The sequence below is a fragment of the Ancalomicrobiaceae bacterium S20 genome (assembly GCA_040269895.1).
GTDB lineage: Bacteria > Pseudomonadota > Alphaproteobacteria > Rhizobiales > Ancalomicrobiaceae > Methyloraptor > Methyloraptor flagellatus.
Map to the genome: position 1 here is coordinate 3,375,896 of CP158568.1, position 19,803 is coordinate 3,395,698.

Below are 19,803 nucleotides of genomic sequence, written 5' to 3' on the forward strand. Positions count from 1 at the left end.
GACCGGGCCGGGTCGCCGCACGGACCAGGGCCGGCAAGCGGGCGGGGGATGTCGCCGTGCGGATGTCGGCGCGTGGCACGGCACGGGAGCCGGACCGCAGAGCCGAAGCCACTTAACCCTCTATTAGGGTTAACAGGATATTGCTCTGAGCGGGGCGGATGCGTCCGCCCGACCGGTTTCAGTTTCGAAGTCCACCGGAGCGTCCCATGGGCACCCGCAGGTTCGGCCTCCGCCGCACGGCCCGCATTCTCCTCCTCACCGTCGCGGCCGGCGTCGTGCTCGGCGGCTGCCAGGCGCGCCGCTCGGCCCCCTCGCCGGAGCTGACCACCGGGTCGGTGCCGCGCCAGAACGCGGAAGCCTGGGGACGCCGGTTCGAGAGCAATCCGAGCGATCGCGAGGCCGCGATCGGCTATGCGCAGGCGCTGCGCGCCAACGGCCAGACCGCGCAGGCGGTCGCCGTGCTGCAGCGCGCCGTGTTGCAGAACCCGCGCGACGGCATGGTCGCCTCGGCCTACGGCAAGGCACTCGCCGCCAATGGCGACTTCCAGGAGGCGCTGAAGGTGATCCGCCGGTCGACCGATCCGACGGCGCCGGACTGGCGACTGCTCTCGGCCGAGGCCGCGATCCAGGATCAGCTCGGCAATCCGGCCGAAGCGCGCCGGATCTATTTCGAGGCACTCAAGATCGCGCCGAACGAGCCGACCATCCTCAACAACCTCGGCCTCTCCTACGTGCTGACCAACGAGCTGCCGGCGGCCGAGAAGGTGCTGCGGCAGGCGGTGGCGAGCCCGCAGGCCGATGCGCGCGTCCGCCAGAACCTCGCGCTGGCGCTCGGGCTGCAGGGCAAGTTCGCCGAGGCCGAGAAGGTCGCGACCGCCGCCCTGCCCCCGGCCGAGGCGGCCGAGAACATGGCCTATCTGAAGACGATGATGAGCCAGCAGAACACCTGGAAGCAGATCAAGGCCGCCGACCGGCCGAAGAGCTGAAGCGCCCGAGCGAAACCCGGATCGGAAATGCGACGAGACCCGCGAAGCCATGCCTCGCGGGTCTCGTCGTATGCGGGCCAGTGTGTGAAGACCGCTTTCGGTCGGTCAGTCCATCTTGAAGAGCTGGATCATCGCCGGCCCCATGATCACGGCGAACAGCACCGGCAGGAAGAACACGATCATCGGCACGGTCAGCTTCGGCGGCAGCGCGGCCGCCTTCTTCTCGGCCTCGGCCATGCGGGCGTCGCGGTTCTCCTGCGCCAGCACGCGCAGCGCCTGGCCGAGCGGCGTGCCATAGCGCTCGGCCTGGATCAGCGCGGTCACCACCGATTTCACGCCTTCGAGGCCGGTGCGGTTGGCGAGGTTCTCGTAGGCCTTGCGGCGCTCCTGCAAGAAGCTCAGCTCGGCGGTGGTCAGCGACATCTCCTCGGCGAGCGGGATCGACTGCGTGCCGATCTCCTCGGCGACGCGCCGGAACGCGGCCTCGATCGACATGCCGGATTCCACGCAGATCAGCGCCAGATCGAGCGCATCCGGCCAAGCCCGCCGGATCGACTGCTGGCGCTTGGTGATCAGGTTCTGGATGTAGATGTTCGGCACGTAGAGGCCGAGCGCGGCGGCGCCGAGGCAGACCGCGAACTTCATGCCGCCGGCGAGTTCCAGCACGTTCAGAACGTAGAGATAGAACGCGGCGAGCAGGAACAGGCCGAACGGCCCGACGAAACGGGCGAACAGGAACACCGTCATCGGCGCCTGGCCGCGGAAGCCGGCCATGCGCAGCCGGTTGAGCGTGTTCTCGTCGGCGAGCGCGCTCTTGAGGTTGAAGCGCTCGACGAGGCTCTTCATGTAGGCCTTCGGCTCGGTGCGCAGGGTGATCGGCTTCTCGGCCGCCAGACGCGCGCGCTCGCGGGCCTTGATCTTGTCGCGCTCGAGCGCGACCGCCTTCATGCGGCCACCGAGGCGGTCCTTCTCGATCAGCGGCAGCGCCACGGTCACGATCGTGGCCGACACACCGAGCGCCGTGAACACGGCGAGCATGAACTGCTTGTCGAGCAGCAGGTTCATGAGCATCTGGAGCACGGTGTTCCTCCACGGCCGTCCGGACGGCGGTCAGAAATCGAAGTTGATCATCTTCCGCATCACGAGGATGCCGATCAGCATGTAGAAGCCGCTGCCACAAATGATCAGCAGGCCGAGATTGGTCGTGAACAGCGTCATGATGTAGCTCGGGCTCGTCAGGTAGACGAGACCGCCAACGATGATCGGCAGCGAGCCGATGATCGAGGCGGAGGCCTTGGCCTCCTGCGACATGGCGTTGATCTTGGCTTTCATCTTCTTGCGTTCGCGCAGGACCTTCGAGAGGTTGCCGAGCGCTTCGGATAGATTGCCGCCCGCCTTCTGCTGGATCTGGATCACGATGCCGAAGAAGTTGGCTTCCTGCACCGGCACGCGCTCATAGAGCTTCATGCAGGCGTCGCCGAGCGGGATGCCGAGCGCCTGGGTCTCGATGATGGCGCGGAACTCGGTGCGCACCGGTTCGCGCGCCTCGACCGAGATGATGCGCAGGCAGTCGCCGAGCGGCAGGCCGGAGCGGATGCCGCGCACGATCACATCGACGGCGTTCGGCAATTCGTCGAGGAACTTCTTCATGCGCCGCTTGCGCATGAAGCTGATCGCCCAACGCGGCAGACCGAGGAAGCCGATCACGCCGGCGCCCCCGGCAACCAGCGGATTGCCGGACAGGAACATGACGACGGCGGCCGCGCCGACGCCGGACAGGGCCGAGACCAGGAAGAACTTCTTCTTGGTCCAATCGAGCCCGGCCTGCTCGATCATGACGGCGAGCGGCGGCGAATTGGTCTGCTTGGCGCGGGCGAGCTGTCGGGCCTCGAGCTCCTTCAGCGCTTCCTGGATGTTGCGGCGCTTGCTCTGCGCCACGTCGGCTTCCTTGGCCGCGGCCTTGGCGGTTCCTGCGATCGCACCCATGCGCTTGGACGCGAGATCCTCCCGCTTGACCCGGTCGAACAGCAACGCATAGGCGAGGCCGCCCGCGCAGAACATGGCGAGGGCGATGACGGCCAGAAACACGATCGGGTTGCCGAGCATGCGGTCACGCTCCTCCGATCCGGCGGGGCGGGGCGGCGCGATCAGGCATCGGCGACCTCGGCCTTGTCGAGCGCCTCGGCGAGGCGCTTGTCCTCGTTGTAGTAGCGGGCGCGATCCCAGAACCGCGGCCGGCCGATGCCGGTCGAGCGGTGCCGGCCGATGATGCGGCCGTGTTCGTCCTCGCCGAGGATGTCGTAGACGAACAGATCTTGGGTGATGATCACGTCGCCTTCCATGCCCATCACCTCGGTGACGTGGGTGATGCGGCGCGAGCCGTCGCGCAGGCGGGCGGCCTGCACGATCACGTCGACCGAGCTCACGATCATCTCGCGGATGGTTCGCGACGGCAGCGAGAAGCCGCCCATCGTGATCATCGATTCCATACGGGACAGCGCCTCGCGCGGCGAGTTGGCGTGCAGCGTGCCCATCGAACCGTCGTGACCGGTGTTCATCGCCTGCAACAGGTCGAATGCCTCCGGGCCGCGCACCTCGCCGACGATGATCCGCTCGGGACGCATACGCAGGCAGTTCTTGACCAGGTCGCGCATGGTGATCTGGCCCTCACCCTCCAGGTTGGGCGGGCGGGTTTCCAGGCGCACCACATGCGGCTGCTGTAGCTGCAGTTCGGCCGCGTCTTCGCAGGTGATGATGCGCTCGGTCGTGTCGATGTAGCGCGTCAGACAGTTGAGCAGCGTCGTCTTGCCCGAGCCGGTGCCGCCCGAGACGATCACGTTGCAGCGGACCCGACCGACGATCTGGAGCAGCGTCGAGCCTTCCGGCGAGATCGAGCCGAACTTGACCAGATTGTCGAGGGTCAGCTTGTCCTTCTTGAACTTACGAATGGTGAGCGCCGGGCCGTCGATGGCGAGCGGCGGCGCGATGACGTTGACGCGGCTGCCGTCGGGGAGGCGCGCGTCGCAGATCGGGCTCGATTCATCGACGCGGCGGCCGACCTGGCTCACGATCCGCTGACAGATGTTCATGAGCTGCTGGTTGTCGCGGAAGCGGATGCCGGTCAGCTGCACCTTGCCGGCGACTTCGATGAAGGTGCGCTCCGCGCCGTTGACCATGATGTCGGCGATGTCGTCGCGCGCGAGCAGCGGCTCGAGCGGACCGTAGCCGAGCACGTCGTTGACGATGTCCTCGAGCAGTTCCTCCTGCTCGGCGATCGACATCACGACGTTCTTGAGCTGGATGATCTCGTTGACGACGTCGCGGATTTCCTCGCGCGCCGACTCGAGATCCAGGCGCGCGAGCTGGCTCAGGTCGATCGTGTCGATCAGCGCCGAGAAGATCGACGACTTGACGTCGTAGTACTCCTCCGAGCGCGGCTTCGGATCGCCGCGCCCCGGCGGGATCGGCTGATCGAGGTTCGCAGGCGCGCTCGACGGCGGCGGGGGCGGCGGGGCCTCCGCGCGCACCGCGGCCGACGATGCGACCGCCGCCGGCCTCACCGCCTGCGCCGCACCGGAACCGAAGGAACCGCGTTTGCCGAACATGCTTCCCAAGCCTCCGAAGCCCGCCGCTCAGGGGCGACGGACACCAGGCGGCGCCAGGCCTCAGGAGGCCTTGCGTCCGCGCAACTTCTCCAGGAACGGCGCGAGGGCCGACTTCTTCTTCGCCTTGACCTCGGCGCGGCCGGTCATGGCGACCGCGATCGAACGAAAAATTTCACCGACAGGGTGTTTAGGATCCGTTTCCGCGATCATCTGGCCATTGTTGGCGGCCGTGCCGAACAGATGCGCCTCGAAGGGGACCGTCGCCAGCACCGGCATCTCCAGCGCCTTGGCGAATTCCTCCGGCTTGATCTCCGGCCGCTTCGGGACGCCGACCATGTTCAGCACCAGCCGCGCCGGCTGATCGTTCGGGCGGGCGTGGCGCAGACTGTCCATGATGTTCTTGGCATTGCGCAGATTGCCGAGGTCGGGCGCGGCGACCAGCACGACCTCGTCGACCGCACGCAGGGTGCGTCGCGACCAGGCGGTCCAGACGTGCGGCACGTCGAGCACGACCAGCGGGACGTTCGTGCGAACGACGTCGAGCACGCCCTCAAAGGCGCTTTCCTCGAAATCGTAACTGCGCTCGAGCGACGCGGGCGCGGCGAGCAGGCTCAGGTGGTCCGTGCACTTGGCGAGCAGGCGATCGAGATAGACCTCGTCGAGACGCTCCGGCTGGTAGACCGCCTCGGCGATACCCATCGCCGGGTCCTGATTGAAGTCGAGCCCGGCGGTGCCCCACGCGAGGTCGAGGTCGGCGATCACGACGTCGCTCGTGAAGATGCGCGCCGCGGTCCAGGCGACGTTGTGGCAGATCGTCGAGGCGCCGCAGCCGCCCTTGGCGCCGATGAAGGCGACCGTGCGGCCGACCGGCGCTGCCTCCGGGCCGGCATAGAGATCGGAGACCGTCTTCAGGAAGTCGAACAGGTCGACCGGCGCGACCATGTATTCGCTGACACCGCGGCGCAGCAGGTCGCGATAGAGAATGATATCGTTGACATGGCCGATCACGATCACCTTGGACCCGGGATCGCAGACCTCGGCCAGGCGATCGAGATGCGTCAGGATCTCGTCGCGCCCCTCGCGCGATTCCAGGACGACCAGGTTCGGCGTCGGCGCGGACTGATAGAACTCGACCGCCGCCGCCAGACCGCCCATGTGGACCTTGGTGTGCGTGCGCATCATGCGGCGGTCGCTCGACGCTGCGTCGATCAGGGCCGCGGTCTCGCGCGTCTCGCAGAAGGCCTGAACGGCGATGCGCGGGATCGGGTTGATGTCGATCTGACCGCGCGATTCCGGCCCCGGACCGTGCTCGCTCATCACTTGCCCCCGCTCACGTTGGAGGCCTGCGCCGCCGAGATGCCGGTATCGGACTTGGTCTGCTTGGCCTGACGGTAGCTCTGGATGACCGCGGTGCGCCGGGTTCCGTCGGCCGGATCCTCGCCGCGCGGCGTTATGAAGTCGTTCGGCTCGGCGACCATCGCGGCCATGTTGGCCTGATAGGCGCAGCCGAAGTTCCAGTAATGGTCGTTCTTCTCGCTGTTCAGGATCTGGTCCGGCCAGTGGCCGCAGCGATGCGGCACCGCGGCGACGATGCGCGGATAGGCGAGCCGGATCGGCGCCTCGGTGCTGTCGACGTTGGCCCGATAGGGCTGGCGCACGACGGAGGCGGCGGGGAAGCCGCCGCGGGCGAGCGCCGCGGTGACCTGCGAGGCGACGCGGAACGCCGCCGCCTCGTTGGCCGAACCGCTCGGCAGCATCACCGTTACGTAGCCGGCGCCGCGGGCGCGCGCATCGGCACCGAAGCGCTCGATCGTGTAGAGCGACGCCTCGTTGAGCCGCGCGGCCTGACTGCCGATCGGAATGTCGATGGTCTCGGCACCCTCGCTGAGCACGATCGGGTGGCGCGAGGTGATCGGGTCACGCTCGGTCGAACCGGTGATCAGCGGCTCGGTCTTGGTGCCGGCGCAGCCGCCGAGCAGACCGGCGAGCAGGAGAAGACCGCTCGCGACGGCGCGCGACGACCGGCGCGCGGGGCGAATGGCGGGGGAGACATCACGAACCATGAGAGACCGTCTCCTCACTCGTAGATGAAGCCGTACTGGCCGCGATAGGTGCCGTTCGGCTCGCCGCCGACCCGGTACATCTTGTTGACCCGGCCAAGGAAATTCGCGGCCGCATCGGTCGAGGGCTGGAAGTTCTGGTCCGGGCGCTGCAGCTTGGAGGCGGCGGTCGGCCGGACGATGTAGGGCTGGACGAAGATCGCCAGCTCGCTCTCGGCGCGCTGGAAGTCGCGCGAGCGGAACAGCGTGCCGAGCACCGGGATCTTCATGAGACCCGGCGTTCCGGACAGCGCCTGGCGGACGTCGTCGCGGATCAGGCCGCCGAGCACCATCATGCCGCCCGACGGGATCTCGAGCGTGGTCGCCGCGCGGCGCACGTGCAGCGCCGGGATCGTCAGCGTGCCGATCGTCACCGCGCCCTCCGAGGTCAGCTCGGAGACCTCGGTGTTGACGGTCAGGCTGATCCGGCCTTCGGACAGCACGACAGGGATGAAGTTAAGCGCGACGCCGTAGGTCTTGAATTCGACCGTGTTGGTGGTCTGGCCGTTGCTCGTCGACTGCGATACCGGCACGGGGTACTCGCCGCCGACCAGGAACTTCGCCTCTTCGCCCGAGATCGCCGAGAGGTTCGGCTCGGCGAGGGTGCGCAGCACGCCGAGCTGCTCCAGCGCCTGGACCTTGCCGTTGATCGTCGCCGATCCGATCTTGTAGGAGCCCGACAGCACCGCAGCGGGATCGTTCGACGTGATCGGGAAGGCATTCGAGGTGAGAAGGCTGGTCGTCTGACCGCCGTTGTTGATCACCACGCCCGAGGTGCCGTTCGACAGGTCGACACCGAGCTTCTTGACCGCATTGCGCTGAATCTCGGCAATGGTGACCTTCAGCATCACCTGATCCTTGCCGCGGATCTTCAGCGCGTTGACCACCTGCACCGATTCACCCGTCGTTCGCCCGGATGCGCTCGGCGTCGAAGAAGCGCCGCCGGCGGCGCCGCCGGAGCCCGACCCCTGGTCGACCGGCGCGCCGATGAACTTCGCCGCCACCTCATAGGCCTGCATCGCCTCGGCCGAACTCGCGACCGAGCCGGACAGCACCACGGTGCCGGCGACCGCCTCGACATGGATGTCGGATTCCGGCATCAGCCGCCGGATCAGCGCCTGGAGCGTCGCGATATCGGGCTGCACCTGCAGCTCGTAGGCCGCGAGCTGCCGGCCGTTGGCCCCGAAGACGAAGATGTTGGTGGTGCCGAGCTTGTTGCCCATGACGTAGAGGCGGCGATTGGTGCGCACCACCGCGTCGGCGACCGCCGGGTTCGAGACCAGCACGTCGCGGATGTCCTCGTCGAAATCGAGGATCGTGGATTTCGAGGCGGCGATGTTCAACGGGCGGCTGGCCACGCCGCGTGCGGACGGGGCGCCGTAGCCGGGATCGATCGCGGCCGCGGGCGTCGCGCCGTCGACGGCGAGCGCGAGGCCGATCACGAGACCGACCGAGAGCGGGACCTTGGCCCAAGTGACGAACATCGACTTCTTCCCCGTCCGATATCCTGGCGGGCATCCGCCATCCGGCTCCCGGACCGGCATGGCCGGCCCGAAAGCGTCTCAGCGTTTGGTCGTGATCCGGGTCACGACGCCGTAGCGCACGAATTTCACCGTTCCGCCGTCGTCCTCGTTCGCCGCGAGCGGCGTCTCCGCGTCGCGGATCGAGCGCAGGGCGAGCGAGATCGTGCCGAGCTGCTGGGCCTGGGCCAGCGTCTCGGCCTGATGCGGCGTCAGCTCGAGGGTGGCGGTATCCTTGGCGACCATCGTCGGCTCGCCGCGCTGGTCGCTCGTGTTCTGATCGACCGCGAGAATCTTGATGTTCTGGAGCAGCGTCTCGGAGACGTAAGGGTCGCCGGACCCCGCGCCCTTCGGGGCCGCGCGGGTCAAGAGCACGTCGACGCGGTCGTTCGGCAGCACAAAGCCGCCGGCCGTCGACACGGCCTTGACCTCGACCGCGACCGCCCGCATGCCGGGCGACAGCAGGACCGACATGAAGCCGCGATCGGCCTTGGTCAGACGCTCCTCGCGCACGGGATCGCCGGCGAGCATGGTCTGGCGCGCGATCATGCCGACGAGCTCGGCATCGGCGGCCGGTCGCACCGACCGGACCAGATAGCGCTCGGTCGTGGTGGCGCGCGGCCACTTGTCCCAGATCAGGTCGCCGGCCTGGATGCGCGTGCCGATCGGCAGCTCACGCGAGGCGACCAGCACGTCCACCGTGTCGATCGAGGGCGCCTGCACGACAGGCGCGGGCGCAGGCGCCGGCGGGGCCGGCTGCCCGGTCATCTGCATGGCCAGGAAGGCCGCGACCAGACCGGCACCGACCGCCACTACGAGAACCAGGACGCGAGCGTTCATGACCACCGAACCCGAATACACCGAGGGTCTGCCCCGGAAACCGAGCGTCGGACGGCGCCATCGCGGAGCGACGAACGGCCGAGGAAACCGACACCCTAGCTGCAGAGTGTCGGGGACAAAGGTTCAGGTATGGTTAATGGGGTGTGTGCGCGCAGGGTTAACCGAGCGTATCCGTCGATTACAGCCGCCTGTCAGACGAGCGGCTTGAGCCAGAGCGTCGAGGGGTAGATCTGGAGGGCGGCGGCCGCCAGGGCCAGACCGTATGGGACATGACGGTGCCGCGAGAACTCGGACAGAAAACCCACCTTGAGTAGCGGGACCGGCGCCAAGACCTTGTCGGCGCCAAGTACGAGCAGCGTCAGAATGCCGCCATAGAGCGAAAACAGCGTCGTAAACTCGAGGACGTGCGACCAGCCGAGCCACAAGGCCACGGCCGCGGCGAACTTCACGTCGCCGCCGCCCATCCATCCGGCCGCGAAGCAGCCGAGGCCGACGGCGAACACGATCGACGCGGCGGCGAGATGCCAGGCGAGATCCTCCCAGCCGAGCCCGGCGAAGGGGGCGAGGATCGCGAAGGCCGCGATCAGCAGGATCGAGACCCGGTTGGCGATCGTCATGGTCAGAAAGTCGGTGGCCGCGGCATAGGCGACCAGCAGGGGAAACAAGACCATCACCGCGGCTTCGTACATGATCCGCTCCCGTCAGAACGTGCCGGCGCAGTATCATCGCCAAGACTTGAAGGGCGCCTTAACCGCGGCGCGGTAGAACGGCGCCCGGGCGCCGTCTCCAAATGCGAAGGGCGGAGCCTTAGCTCCGCCCTGTTCCCCTGTCGCGATCGAGATCGATCGGTCGGGGCGTCGTCACTTCATGTTGGACGACAGGTTCTGGAAGGTCGAGTTCAGCTTGGTGCCGAGCGTGGTCGCGCCAGAGATGATCGCAACGGCGATCAACGAAGCGATCAGGCCGTACTCGATGGCGGTGGCGCCGGACTCGTCCTTGAGGAAGCGGGCGAACATGGTCATCACGATACTCCTAGTCACACGGTTCACGACTGTTCGGGCGGTTCGTTCGGTGCGCCCCGAAGTCGAGAACCAACTTAGCCCCGCCGATCTAAAGACGAGTAAATCTTCTTGGTTTAAAATGCCCTACCCTGAACGTTATAATTCAGCGAATCCATGGTTTTTCATTTGATAAAATAGCGTATAGATATAAATGATCCAGATCACCTAGGTATGTCTCCGCGAAATTTCCGATATATTGATATCGAACTTCATGGAAACTTTCGTATTGCCACTCGAGACGACGGACATTTTCCCGTCGAGGCACCGCGGAGCCTACGTCTTTCGCGCAAGCCTTTCCGCTTCGCAAAGGCGGAGATCCGTCGATCGACCATCCGCGCCCGCCGGTTCGGCCCGAAACTCTTGGGCGCCGGACGTTCGCCGCGCCGGCCTGCCGGGAAGGGGGCGGTCGGCGCCGAAAGGGGCGTTAGGCAATCCTTCACCAAGATCGATGAGAATTTATCCGTTTCCTCGATCGGATCTCGCGCCATGAAGCGTACTTTCGCCGCCCTCGCCTTCCTCATCCTCTCGGCCGTGCCGGCTGCGCAGGCGAAGGAGCCCATCAATGTGGTGATGGACCGCGCGAAGGTGATGCGCATCGCCGGACAGGCCGCGACCGTGATCATCGGCAATCCGGGCATCGCCGATGCGACGATGCACGACCGCCAGACCATCGTGATCACCGGGCGCGCCGTGGGCATGACCAATCTGGTGATCCTCGACCCGAAAGGCGAGCCGATCGCCGACGAGGTGGTGTCGGTCGAGAAGGCGCAGACCGGCCTCGTCACTATCCAACGTGCGGGCGCGCGCGCGAGCTATTCGTGCACGCCGCACTGCAACGCCATGTTCGAGCCGGGCGACGACGACACGGCGTTCACGAAGAGCATGTCGCAGATTCAGCAGCGCAACGACTTCGGCGCCAAGGCGTCGAACGGCGCCGCGCCGCAGTGACGCGGCAGGAAAACGGTCACGAACCAAAAGTTTACGGTGATAGGGCGACCTTTCCCCATACGTAACAACCGTTCCTCAACCGGTCATGCCCTAAGAAGCAAGCCATGCGACACGCATGACCGCTTGAGGTGATCATGGGACAGTTTCCCCCGAACGGCGAGACGGCAGTCGAAACGGCGCGGAGCGTCGCACCGCGACGGCGTCTGTTGCCCGTCCGTCTGCTGCGCGACGAGCGCGGCGCGACCGCCGTCGAGTTCGGCATCATCGCGCTGCCGTTCTTCGCCATCATCGCCGCGATCCTCGAGACGGCGTTCTGCTTCTTCGCCGGGCAGATCCTCGACAGCGCCGTCACCGATGCCGGTCGCTTGATCCGCACCGGACAGGCCCAGCAGCAGAACATGGATCTCGCCGCGTTCAAGACGCAGGTGTGCAATCGGCTCTATGCGTTCTTCTCGTGCTCGGGCCTCTCCCTGGACGTCAAGACGTCGACCAGCTTCGGCGCGGCCGACCTGTCGACGCCGAAGGACAAGGACGGCAACTTCGATCCGTCGAAATTCGCCTATCAGAACACGCACGGCAGCGAGATCGTGGTCGTCCGCGCCTACTATCTCTATCCGCTGATCTTCACCGGCTTCGGCCTCAACATGGCGGACCAGAGCGGCAACAAGCGGCTCATGAGCGGCATCGCCGTGTTCCGCAACGAGCCGTTCCCATGGTGAGCCCGATGCGAGAGATCCTCAGCGCCGCCGCCCGGCCGCTCCACTCCTTTGCTCACAGTCGCCTCCGCTCCTTCGCCCGCGATCGGCGCGGCGTCTCGGCGGTCGAATTCGCCATTCTGCTGCCGCTGATGCTGACGCTGCTGATTGTGGGCAACGAGGTCGGGCAGGCCGTCACCATCTACCGGAAGGTCAGCCACACCGCCTCGACGCTCGGCGATCTGGTGGCACAGGTCGCCACCGTCAACTCGAGCGACATGAGCAACATCTTCGACGCGTCGACGGCGATCTTCTCGCCCTACCCCGCCTCCGGCGCCATCATGGTCGTCTCGGCGGTCAACTACACGACCGCGAACGGCTTCAAGGTGGCCTGGAGCCAGGCGCGCAACGGCAGCGCCTGGACCAAGGGTTCCACGCCGCCGGTCACGATGCCGGCATCGCTGGCCGTCGACGGCCAGCAGATGATCGTCGCCCGGGTGACCTTCACCTACACGTCGGTGTTCTCGAAGATGATGACGGACATCTGGGGATCGCCATCGATCACGCTCAACGACATCGCCTACCTGCGCCCGCGCGTTTCTCAGACCGTGACCTGCACGGCGAGCGGCTGCTGACATCCGGAAAGGGTCTGTCGATCCGGATGAATCGGGACGGCAGGCCGCACGCATCGTGCTAAGGCCCGGCTGCACCGCCGCGCCGATGGACCGCGGCCCAATCCCCGATCCGGAGCGGACCATGGTCGAGAACCGTACCTACGATCAGATCGCCGTCGGCGACAGCGACAGCGTCACCCGCAAGGTCACGCCCGACGATCTGTTCCTGTTCGCCCGCGCGACCGGCGCGACCAATCCGCTGCATCTGCCTGGCATCGACTGGAACGGCGACGGCCGCATCGACGAGCCGTCGTCGCCGGCCCTGCTTGTGGCCGCGATCGTCTCCGCCGTGGTCGGCAACCACCTGCCCGGCCCCGGCGCGGCCTGGAAGCGGCTGTCGCTCGCCTTCGTCCGACCGGTGCAGCTCGGCGAGACGCTGACCGGGACCGCGACCGTGACCGCCAAGAACGGTGACGGCTCGATCGACATGGCTCTCGCCGTGATCGACGCGACAGGCACCGCCGTCCTGACCGGCGAGGGGTGCGTGCTCGCGCCGACGCAGCGCATTTCGATGCCGCATATCGAGGTGCCGGGTGTCATGATCGATCGGCATCCGAGTTTCGACCGCCTGATCGAGGCGACCCGCGGCCTGCCGCCGCTGGTCACGGCCGTGGTGCAGCCCGACGATGCCGCCTCGATCGCCGGCGCGATCGAAGCCAAGGCGGCCGGTCTGATCGAGCCGCTGATGGTCGGCACCACGTCGCGCATGACCGCCGCGGCCAAGGCCGCCGGGCTCGACCTCTCGTCCCTGACCCTGATCGAGGCCGCCGACGACGAGGCCGCGGCGGCCAAGGCCGTGGCGCTGGTCGGCGAAGGCCGCGCCAAGGCGCTGATGAAGGGCCATCTCCACACCGACGTGCTGCTTCATCACGTGGTCAAGCGCGACGGCGGGCTCCGGACCGCGCGCCGCATCAGCCACGTCTTCGTCATCGACGTCCTCGGCCGCGCGGCGCCGCTGCTGATCTCGGACGCCGCCATCAACATCGCGCCCGACCTGACGACCAAGGTCGACATCGTCCAGAACGCGATCGATCTCGCCATCGCGCTCGGCATCACCACCCCGCGGGTCGGCGTGCTGTCGGCGGTCGAGACGGTCAATCCGGCGATCCCCTCGACGATCGACGCCGCCGTGCTGTCGAAGATGGCCGAGCGCGGCCAGATCCGCGGCGGCATCGTCGACGGTCCGCTGGCGATGGACAATGCCATCGACGTCGCCGCAGCGCGGACCAAGGGCATCACCTCGCTGGTCGCCGGACGCGCCGAAGTGCTGATCGTGCCGAACCTCGAGGCCGGCAACATGCTGGCCAAGGAACTGACCTTCCTCGCCTCGGCGGAGGCGGCGGGGCTCGTCATCGGGGCGCGCGTGCCGATCATGCTGACGAGCCGCGCCGACAGCGACAAGGCGCGGCTGGTCTCCGCCGCACTCGCCGTGCTCAAGCAGCATTACGACGAGACCGGCACCAGCGCGGTCGCGCCGGTCGATCCGCAGGCGTGACGAAGGCGGTTCAGGTCTTCGGCTTGACCGGCTCGGCCGGGGTCGGCTCGGCGGCCTCGGGCGGCGTGACCAGCGGCAGCAGGTTCACGTAGGCCGCGTGGCCGACCGGCACGAAGCCGCCGCCGAAGCTGCCTGCGACCGCGTCATAGGCGTCCGGATCCCGCTCGGGCAGATCGTCGAGCACGTCGCGCAGCCGCGCCTTGACCGGCTCCGCGAGGCTCGACCGGATCACATGCGGCGGATGGGCGATCAGGCTCGACGACCAGACGATCCGATAGTCGCTCATCGCCAGTCGCCCCTTGGCGACGGCATCGGCGAGCGTGCCGCGGCTGTAGCCCCCGGCCTCGCTGCCCTCGAGCGTCGACCAGACGACGGCCGCGTCGACCTTGCCTTCGATCAGCAGCGCGAGCGCGGCGGCCGGACCGGCGGTCGGCACCAGCTTGGCGAGATCGGTGCTCGGCACGCCCGCGCTCGCGAGTTCGGCGAGCGGCAACATCCGGCCGGCGACAGACGTCTCGTCGGCAACCGCCAAGGTGCGGCTCTTCAGGTCCTTCGCGGTCGCGATGCTCGAGGAGGCACGGACGACCACCGCGGCGTGATAGCCGGCCGTGCCGTCGACCGAGCGCGGCACCGCGATCGGCGCGACGCAGCCGCAGAGCCGCCAGGCGGTCGCATAGGCCGTGCCCGACAGCATGGCATAATCGACCTTGGCCTCGGCGAGGCGCGCGCGAGCGCCAGGCCCGAGCCGGTCGAGACGATCTCGACGTTGCGATCGAGCGCGATCTCCAGCCGGCGCCGGAACGGCTCGATCCGGTCGGCCGCGCGCCGGTCAGTCGCGACGATGCCGAGCCGGAACGGCGCGCCGCCGAGGACCGGCAGGGCGCTCTCCTCCGCGCGGGCGACATCGGCAACGCCAAGGGCGCCGACGGTGACGGCGGCCGACAGAAGGGATCTCAGCGCAGCGAAGCTCATCGGAGCGAAACCATGAAGCCGGGAATCGGAGCCGCACGCACGGCCTCGGCGCATCAAGGCGGCGGCAGGCTGCGCCAAGTCAAGCCCGGCGCTCGGACCGGCCGCTTCGGCCGTCGGCTTCGAAGCCTCGCTCGCCCCTCCACGCGATCACTCGCGCAGCACGAGGCGTCCGCCGGCCATCTCGACCTTCGACAGGCGACGCATGAAGCTCATGCCGAGCAGGTTGGTGCCGAGCGTGCGCTCGGGCACGACCAGCGCCTCGACGCCCTTGACCCGCACATCGCCGATGCGAACCTCGGCGAGGGTCACGCGCGCGGCCTTGGTGGTGCCGTTGGCGGTGGCGATCGGGACGGTGAAATCGGCCGGCATCGGTCGGAGACCGAGCGAGGCGGCATCCTCGGCGCGCAGCGCGACGCTGGTCGCGCCGGTGTCGACCATCACGCCGACCGAGCGGCCGTTGACCGTCGCGTCGGTGAGAAAGTGCCCACGGGGATCGGCGGTCAGCACGGTCGAGCGGCCGCGCTGCTCGAGGCTGTTGCCGGAGGTGGCGGTCGCGGAGGCGGCGACATGGGGTGCGCGGCCGCGATCCGGCCGGTCCGCGACCCAGGTCGCGGCCTGCACCAGATAGGGCAGCCAAACCGGCGAGAGCATCACGCCGAAGGCCGCCACCAGGACGAAACGCAGCAAGTTCCTGACCATCGAGCCCGATCCGAAATGCGAACCCGATGGTACGTCGGCGGCCTTACCAAGTGCTTTAGCCGACCGTTCGAACGCACGGATCGGCTCCGCCACTCTGGTGCGCCGGGCGGTCGCCTGGCCGGGCGCGCTCTTCCCTTGCGCGCGGCGGCGGCCGTTTTCGGGCGGTGGCATGGTCACGCCGGCACCAGAACGAGCCCGTCGGCGAGCGCGGCGATCTCGGCGAGATCACGAAAACTCGTCTGGGCGCCCGATTCCCGGCAGGCGAGCGACCCGGCCGCGAGCCCTTCCTTCAGCGCGCGCTCGAACGGCGCACCGCGATCGAGCGCCGCCGCCAGCGCGCCGCAGAAGGCATCGCCTGCGCCAGTCGAATCGACCGCCGCGATCGGCGGCGGCGCGCCGGCGATCATCCGGCCGCCGGCCTCGGCGGCGACGATGCCGCGGGGCCCGAGCGTCACGACGACATTGGTCGACAGCTCGCGGGCGAGCGCGCGGGCGAAGCTCGCAGGCTCGCCGTCGATGCCGAGCAGCGCGCCGTAGCGGCGCTGCTCGTGCTCGTTGACGATCACGATATCGGCGGCGGCAAAGGTCTCGCGCCCGACCGGCTCGGCCGGCGCGGCATTGTAGACGACGCGCGATCCGGCGCGACGCGCCATGGCGATGGCAACCTCGACATCCGTCGTCCCGAGCGAATTCTGGGTGACGAAGGTCACGCCCGGACCGAAGCGGCCTTCGAGCCAGGCGGCGCGTGCGGCATCATTGGCCGCGTTCGCGCCGATCATCAGGTTCTCGCCGGTCGGATCGATGGCGATCATGAACAGGCCGGTCGGCTGATCGGCCCGGCGCACGCCGGAGAGATCGACCCCGGCCTTGCGCAGGTTGGCGAGCGCCATGTCGGCGAAGGGATCGTTGCCGACCGCGCCGACCAGCGCCACCTTGGCCCCCGAGCGCGCCGCCGAGAGCGCCTGATTGGCCCCTTTGCCGCCCGGAAAGATCTGGTAGTCGCGGCCCTTCACCGTCTCTCCCGGCACGGGAAAGCGCTCCATGACCGTGACCATGTCGATGTTAATGGTGCCGAACACCACGATCATGGGCGCGATCCGGTCGGTTGGAGGCGGGAGGGAGACCGCGCTTACTTCGTGCCGTACATCCGGTCGCCGGCGTCGCCGAGGCCGGGCACGATGTAGCCGTGATCGTTGAGCTTCTCGTCGATCGCGGCGCAGTAGACGTGCACGTCCGGATGCGCCTTGCGCAGGCGCTCGATACCCTCGGGGGCGGCGAGCAGGCAGACGAAGCGCAGCGTCTTGGCACCGCGCTGCTTCAGCCGCTCGATCGCCGCAACGGCGGAATTGGCGGTCGCCAGCATCGGGTCGAGCACGATGACCAAGCGGTCGCCGAGATCCTCGGGCGCCTTGAAGTAGTACTCGACCGCGACCAGCGTCTCCGGATCGCGGTAGAGGCCGATATGGGCGACGCGCGCGGAGGGCACGAGGTCGAGCATGCCTTCGAGCAGGCCCATGCCGGCGCGCAGGATCGGCGCGAAGACGAGCTTCTTGCCCGCGATCGCCGGCGCCATGATCGTGGTGAGCGGCGTCTCGATCTCGACCTCGGCCATCTCGAGATCGCGGTCGCCTCGTAGCAGAGCAAGAGCGAGATCTCGCGGAGCAGCTGGCGGAAGCTCTTGGTGGAAGTATCCTTCTTCCGCATGATCGTCAGCTTGTGACGGACCAGCGGGTGATGGATGACGGTCACGCCGTCGACAGACATGGCTTCCCCCGGGATTCGATACAGATGCGGAATTCTTAGCCGACCCGACCGTCGCCGCAAGACGACGGGCCGGTTTCGGCACAGCTTACTGGCCGTATTCGTTGCCTCGATCGACCGCGCCCGCATGGCGATGTACCGATTGCGCACGGTTCGGCGGGCGAAAATCGAAAATGCCCGTTTCTCAAAGGGCTGCCGTGGAGATACAGTCTCCGCGGCGCGCGGATGCCGATTCGATCGACGACATCGGCATCTTGCGCCGCGGTGTGCCGCACCGCCGAGTTCCCGCCGACGACGAGTGCCCGCGCATGAGCGCCGCCCCAGATCCCGCTGTCGCGCGCCTCGCCCGCTCGCTGTTCGCCGCGAGCGCGATCCGGGCGCGCGCCAACCGGATCTACGATCTCGGCCTCAACGGCGCCCTGCCGCATTTCACCATCGACACCACGCGGATCGACGGTACCGCCGACTATGTCGTGCGCGTGATCCGGTCGAACTTTCCGACCCTGCAGGTGCCGCCGCATTCGCGCTGGCGGCATTTCGAGGTCGGAGAGGTCGATCGCTGGGGCATGCTCGCCGGTGCCCGCGACTGGACCGACCCGATGGAGCTCGGCCGGGCGGCCTTCGACCTCGCCTTCGTCAGCACGCTGATCGATGCCAATGCCGGATCGCGCTGGTCCTACGCCGAGTCCGTGACGGGCGAGACCTTCTCGCGCTCGGAAGGGCTCGCGATCGCCAGTCTTGTCATGTTCGCCGGCGGCGCGTTCTCGTCCGAGCCGTTCGACCCGCTGCGCGCCGACGCGGGCGCGCTGGCGCGGCTGACCCGCGAGGAGCTCGCCGACGCCTTCCAGGTCTCGACCGGCAATCCGTTGCCTGGCCTCGACACCCGTCTCGACCTGATCAACCGGCTCGGCCGCGCGATGGAGGCCCGGCCGGACCTGTTCGCCACAGGCAACGGCATCCGGCCCGGCGGCCTGCTCGACCATCTGCTGCGCCGGTTTCCGGACGGCAGCATTCCGGCGCCGGAGATCCAGGACACGCTCATGGAGGCGCTCGGATCGGTGTTCCCGAGCACCTTCACGATCGGCGGCATCCCGCTCGGCGATACCTGGGCGCATTCGCTGCTGGCGCGGTCCGACGATCCGGAAGGGCTGGTGCCGCTGCACAAGCCCACGCTCTGGCTCGCCTATTCGCTGATCGAACCGATCGTCTGGGCCGGCCACGACGTCCGCGATCTCGACGGCCTGCCGAGCCTCGCCGATTACCGCAACGGCGGCCTGCTGATCGACAACGGCATCCTGCGGCCGCGCGATCCGAACGTGCTCAGGCAGGTTCATACGGTCGGCTCGGAGGTCATCGTCGAATGGCGCGCGCTGACCGTGGCGCTGATCGACCGGCTGGCGGCGGCGATCCGCCAGCGGCTGGCACGCAACGCCATGAACTTCCCGCTCGCCTGCATCATCGAGGGCGGCACCTGGGCCGCCGGTCGGCGGCTGGCGCGCGAGCGTCGCGCCGACGGCTCGCCGCCGCTGATGGTCGAGAGCGACGGCGTGATCTTCTGAATGTCGTACGCCGCTCAGCGGCCGTGCGTCCGCGGATAGGCGTTCGGCGCCGGCGAGACCCATCCGGCCGGCGGGGCCTTCGGCCGGTAGATCTCGATCCGCAGCGGATGGCAGGCGACCGCGTCGCTCGAATGCGCCGATCCGCAGTCGCCGCCCGGGCAGGCCGACAGCGCACCGAGCAGATCGATCTCGGCGAAGAACTCCAGATGATCGCCCGGCCGCACCGGCGTCGCCTTCATGAAGTACTGGCCGGTATCACGCGTGAAGCCCGTGCACATGAACACGTTGAGGACATCGTGGACGTGGGGCTCGGCCTCGGCGAGCGCCACGCCACGGGCGTCGGCGAAGGCGCGGGTCAGGTTCGAATGGCAACAGTGGTGATAGTCACCGCCCGACAGCAGCCGATTCGTGTACGGGTCGCAGCGCGTCCCGATCACATCATGGACCGAGCCGCCGTATTGGTCGAAGCCGTACCAGTCGAGCGTATCCTCGGTGATGGTCGCCATCGGCCGCATATGGGGCAGGTTCGACCAGAGCCGGTCGCCGGTCGAGACGTGGGTTCCATGCAGGGCGCGCGTCTTGCCGGAGAAGAAGCGCTCCGCGACATCGTCGGCGTTCCAGAGATTGAGGTCGCCGACCTGCGGGCCGTCGACGCTGACGATCCGGAAGAAGTGCCCGGCAGGCACCCGGAAATGCGCCGCATCGCGGGGCGCGGCGATCACGATTTCGACCAGGATCCAGCCGTCGCGGGCGGCGCGGTAGGCGGCGAGATCCGGCGGCGCGAGGCCATCGACGGGATAGCAGATCACCGGGACGACCGCACGGCGGGCATCCGCATCGGCGGGAGCGGCGAATTCCGGGTTGGTCGGCTTCATGGGTTCGCGGTCTC

General features: G+C 68.0%; 18 protein-coding genes and 2 pseudogenes. 6 read left to right on the forward strand and 14 right to left on the reverse strand.

Features of this window, described 5'->3' with window-relative positions:
- The first annotated feature begins 206 nt into the window (after window positions 1-206).
- Window positions 207-986, forward strand: coding sequence for a tetratricopeptide repeat protein (locus ABS361_15335; GenBank protein ID XBY43455.1), 780 nt, complete (start codon window positions 207-209; stop codon window positions 984-986).
- A gap of 105 nt (window positions 987-1,091) precedes the next feature.
- On the opposite strand, the gene ABS361_15340 is transcribed toward ABS361_15335, so the two are convergent.
- From ABS361_15340 to ABS361_15380, 9 genes are all read right to left on the reverse strand, one after another.
- Window positions 1,092-2,057, reverse strand: a complete 966-nt coding sequence (locus tag ABS361_15340; GenBank protein XBY46907.1) for a type II secretion system F family protein — start codon at window positions 2,055-2,057, stop codon at window positions 1,092-1,094.
- Between the two features lie 39 nt (window positions 2,058-2,096).
- The gene (locus ABS361_15345; GenBank protein ID XBY43456.1) at window positions 2,097-3,092 is read right to left on the reverse strand and encodes a type II secretion system F family protein; all 996 of its coding nucleotides are present in this window, start codon (window positions 3,090-3,092) and stop codon (window positions 2,097-2,099) included.
- A 41-nt stretch (window positions 3,093-3,133) separates the two neighbouring features.
- Window positions 3,134-4,591: a CpaF family protein gene (locus ABS361_15350; GenBank protein XBY43457.1), complete on the reverse strand. Its 1,458-nt coding sequence runs from the start codon at window positions 4,589-4,591 to the stop codon at window positions 3,134-3,136.
- Window positions 4,592-4,651: 60 nt separating this feature from the next.
- On the reverse strand, window positions 4,652-5,908 hold the full coding sequence (locus tag ABS361_15355) for a CpaE family protein (GenBank protein ID XBY43458.1): 1,257 nt from the start codon (window positions 5,906-5,908) through the stop codon (window positions 4,652-4,654).
- Window positions 5,908-6,654, reverse strand: a complete 747-nt coding sequence (locus tag ABS361_15360) for a CpaD family pilus assembly protein (protein XBY43459.1) — start codon at window positions 6,652-6,654, stop codon at window positions 5,908-5,910. The genes ABS361_15355 and ABS361_15360 overlap by 1 nt, the downstream gene beginning before the upstream one ends.
- A gap of 14 nt (window positions 6,655-6,668) precedes the next feature.
- A complete protein-coding gene (locus ABS361_15365; protein XBY43460.1) occupies window positions 6,669-8,174 on the reverse strand; it encodes a type II and III secretion system protein family protein in 1,506 nt (501 codons plus the stop codon).
- Window positions 8,175-8,252: 78 nt separating this feature from the next.
- The gene (gene cpaB, locus ABS361_15370) at window positions 8,253-9,050 is read right to left on the reverse strand and encodes a Flp pilus assembly protein CpaB (GenBank protein ID XBY43461.1); all 798 of its coding nucleotides are present in this window, start codon (window positions 9,048-9,050) and stop codon (window positions 8,253-8,255) included.
- Between the two features lie 191 nt (window positions 9,051-9,241).
- Window positions 9,242-9,739 carry a prepilin peptidase gene (locus ABS361_15375; protein XBY43462.1) on the reverse strand — a complete coding sequence of 166 codons (498 nt, stop codon included), beginning with the start codon at window positions 9,737-9,739 and terminating at the stop codon, window positions 9,242-9,244.
- Between the two features lie 171 nt (window positions 9,740-9,910).
- Window positions 9,911-10,075, reverse strand: a complete 165-nt coding sequence (locus ABS361_15380; GenBank protein ID XBY46908.1) for a Flp family type IVb pilin — start codon at window positions 10,073-10,075, stop codon at window positions 9,911-9,913.
- A gap of 207 nt (window positions 10,076-10,282) precedes the next feature.
- On the opposite strand from ABS361_15380, the gene ABS361_15385 reads away from it, so the two are divergent.
- The 4 genes from ABS361_15385 to ABS361_15400 all read left to right on the forward strand — a co-directional run bounded on the left by ABS361_15385 (window position 10,283) and on the right by ABS361_15400 (window position 13,923).
- Complete coding sequence (locus ABS361_15385) at window positions 10,283-11,059, forward strand: pilus assembly protein N-terminal domain-containing protein (GenBank protein XBY43463.1); 777 nt, start codon at window positions 10,283-10,285, stop codon at window positions 11,057-11,059.
- A 206-nt stretch (window positions 11,060-11,265) separates the two neighbouring features.
- Window positions 11,266-11,778: a TadE/TadG family type IV pilus assembly protein gene (locus tag ABS361_15390; protein ID XBY43464.1), complete on the forward strand. Its 513-nt coding sequence runs from the start codon at window positions 11,266-11,268 to the stop codon at window positions 11,776-11,778.
- Complete coding sequence (locus ABS361_15395; GenBank protein ID XBY43465.1) at window positions 11,772-12,389, forward strand: TadE/TadG family type IV pilus assembly protein; 618 nt, start codon at window positions 11,772-11,774, stop codon at window positions 12,387-12,389. The genes ABS361_15390 and ABS361_15395 overlap by 7 nt, the downstream gene beginning before the upstream one ends.
- Before the next feature lie 121 nt (window positions 12,390-12,510).
- A complete protein-coding gene (locus tag ABS361_15400; GenBank protein XBY43466.1) occupies window positions 12,511-13,923 on the forward strand; it encodes a bifunctional enoyl-CoA hydratase/phosphate acetyltransferase in 1,413 nt (470 codons plus the stop codon).
- Window positions 13,924-13,933: 10 nt separating this feature from the next.
- Here ABS361_15400 and ABS361_15405 read toward each other — a convergent pair.
- The 4 genes and pseudogenes from ABS361_15405 to upp all read right to left on the reverse strand — a co-directional run bounded on the left by ABS361_15405 (window position 13,934) and on the right by upp (window position 17,358).
- Window positions 13,934-14,644 (reverse strand): annotated as a pseudogene (locus ABS361_15405) (PhnD/SsuA/transferrin family substrate-binding protein).
- 398 nt (window positions 14,645-15,042) lie between these two features.
- On the reverse strand, window positions 15,043-15,594 hold the full coding sequence (locus tag ABS361_15410) for a TIGR02281 family clan AA aspartic protease (protein ID XBY43467.1): 552 nt from the start codon (window positions 15,592-15,594) through the stop codon (window positions 15,043-15,045).
- A 173-nt stretch (window positions 15,595-15,767) separates the two neighbouring features.
- Window positions 15,768-16,682, reverse strand: a complete 915-nt coding sequence (locus ABS361_15415) for a ribokinase (GenBank protein ID XBY43468.1) — start codon at window positions 16,680-16,682, stop codon at window positions 15,768-15,770.
- Window positions 16,683-16,723: 41 nt separating this feature from the next.
- A pseudogene (gene upp, locus ABS361_15420) lies at window positions 16,724-17,358 on the reverse strand (uracil phosphoribosyltransferase).
- Between the two features lie 305 nt (window positions 17,359-17,663).
- Here upp and ABS361_15425 point away from each other — a divergent pair.
- Entirely contained in the window at window positions 17,664-18,914 is a 1,251-nt protein-coding gene (locus tag ABS361_15425; GenBank protein XBY43469.1) for a DUF1688 family protein, read from the forward strand.
- A 14-nt stretch (window positions 18,915-18,928) separates the two neighbouring features.
- Here the strand turns inward: ABS361_15425 and ABS361_15430 are convergent, their stop codons facing one another.
- Complete coding sequence (locus ABS361_15430) at window positions 18,929-19,789, reverse strand: DUF1989 domain-containing protein (GenBank protein XBY43470.1); 861 nt, start codon at window positions 19,787-19,789, stop codon at window positions 18,929-18,931.
- Window positions 19,790-19,803 lie beyond the last annotated feature (14 nt).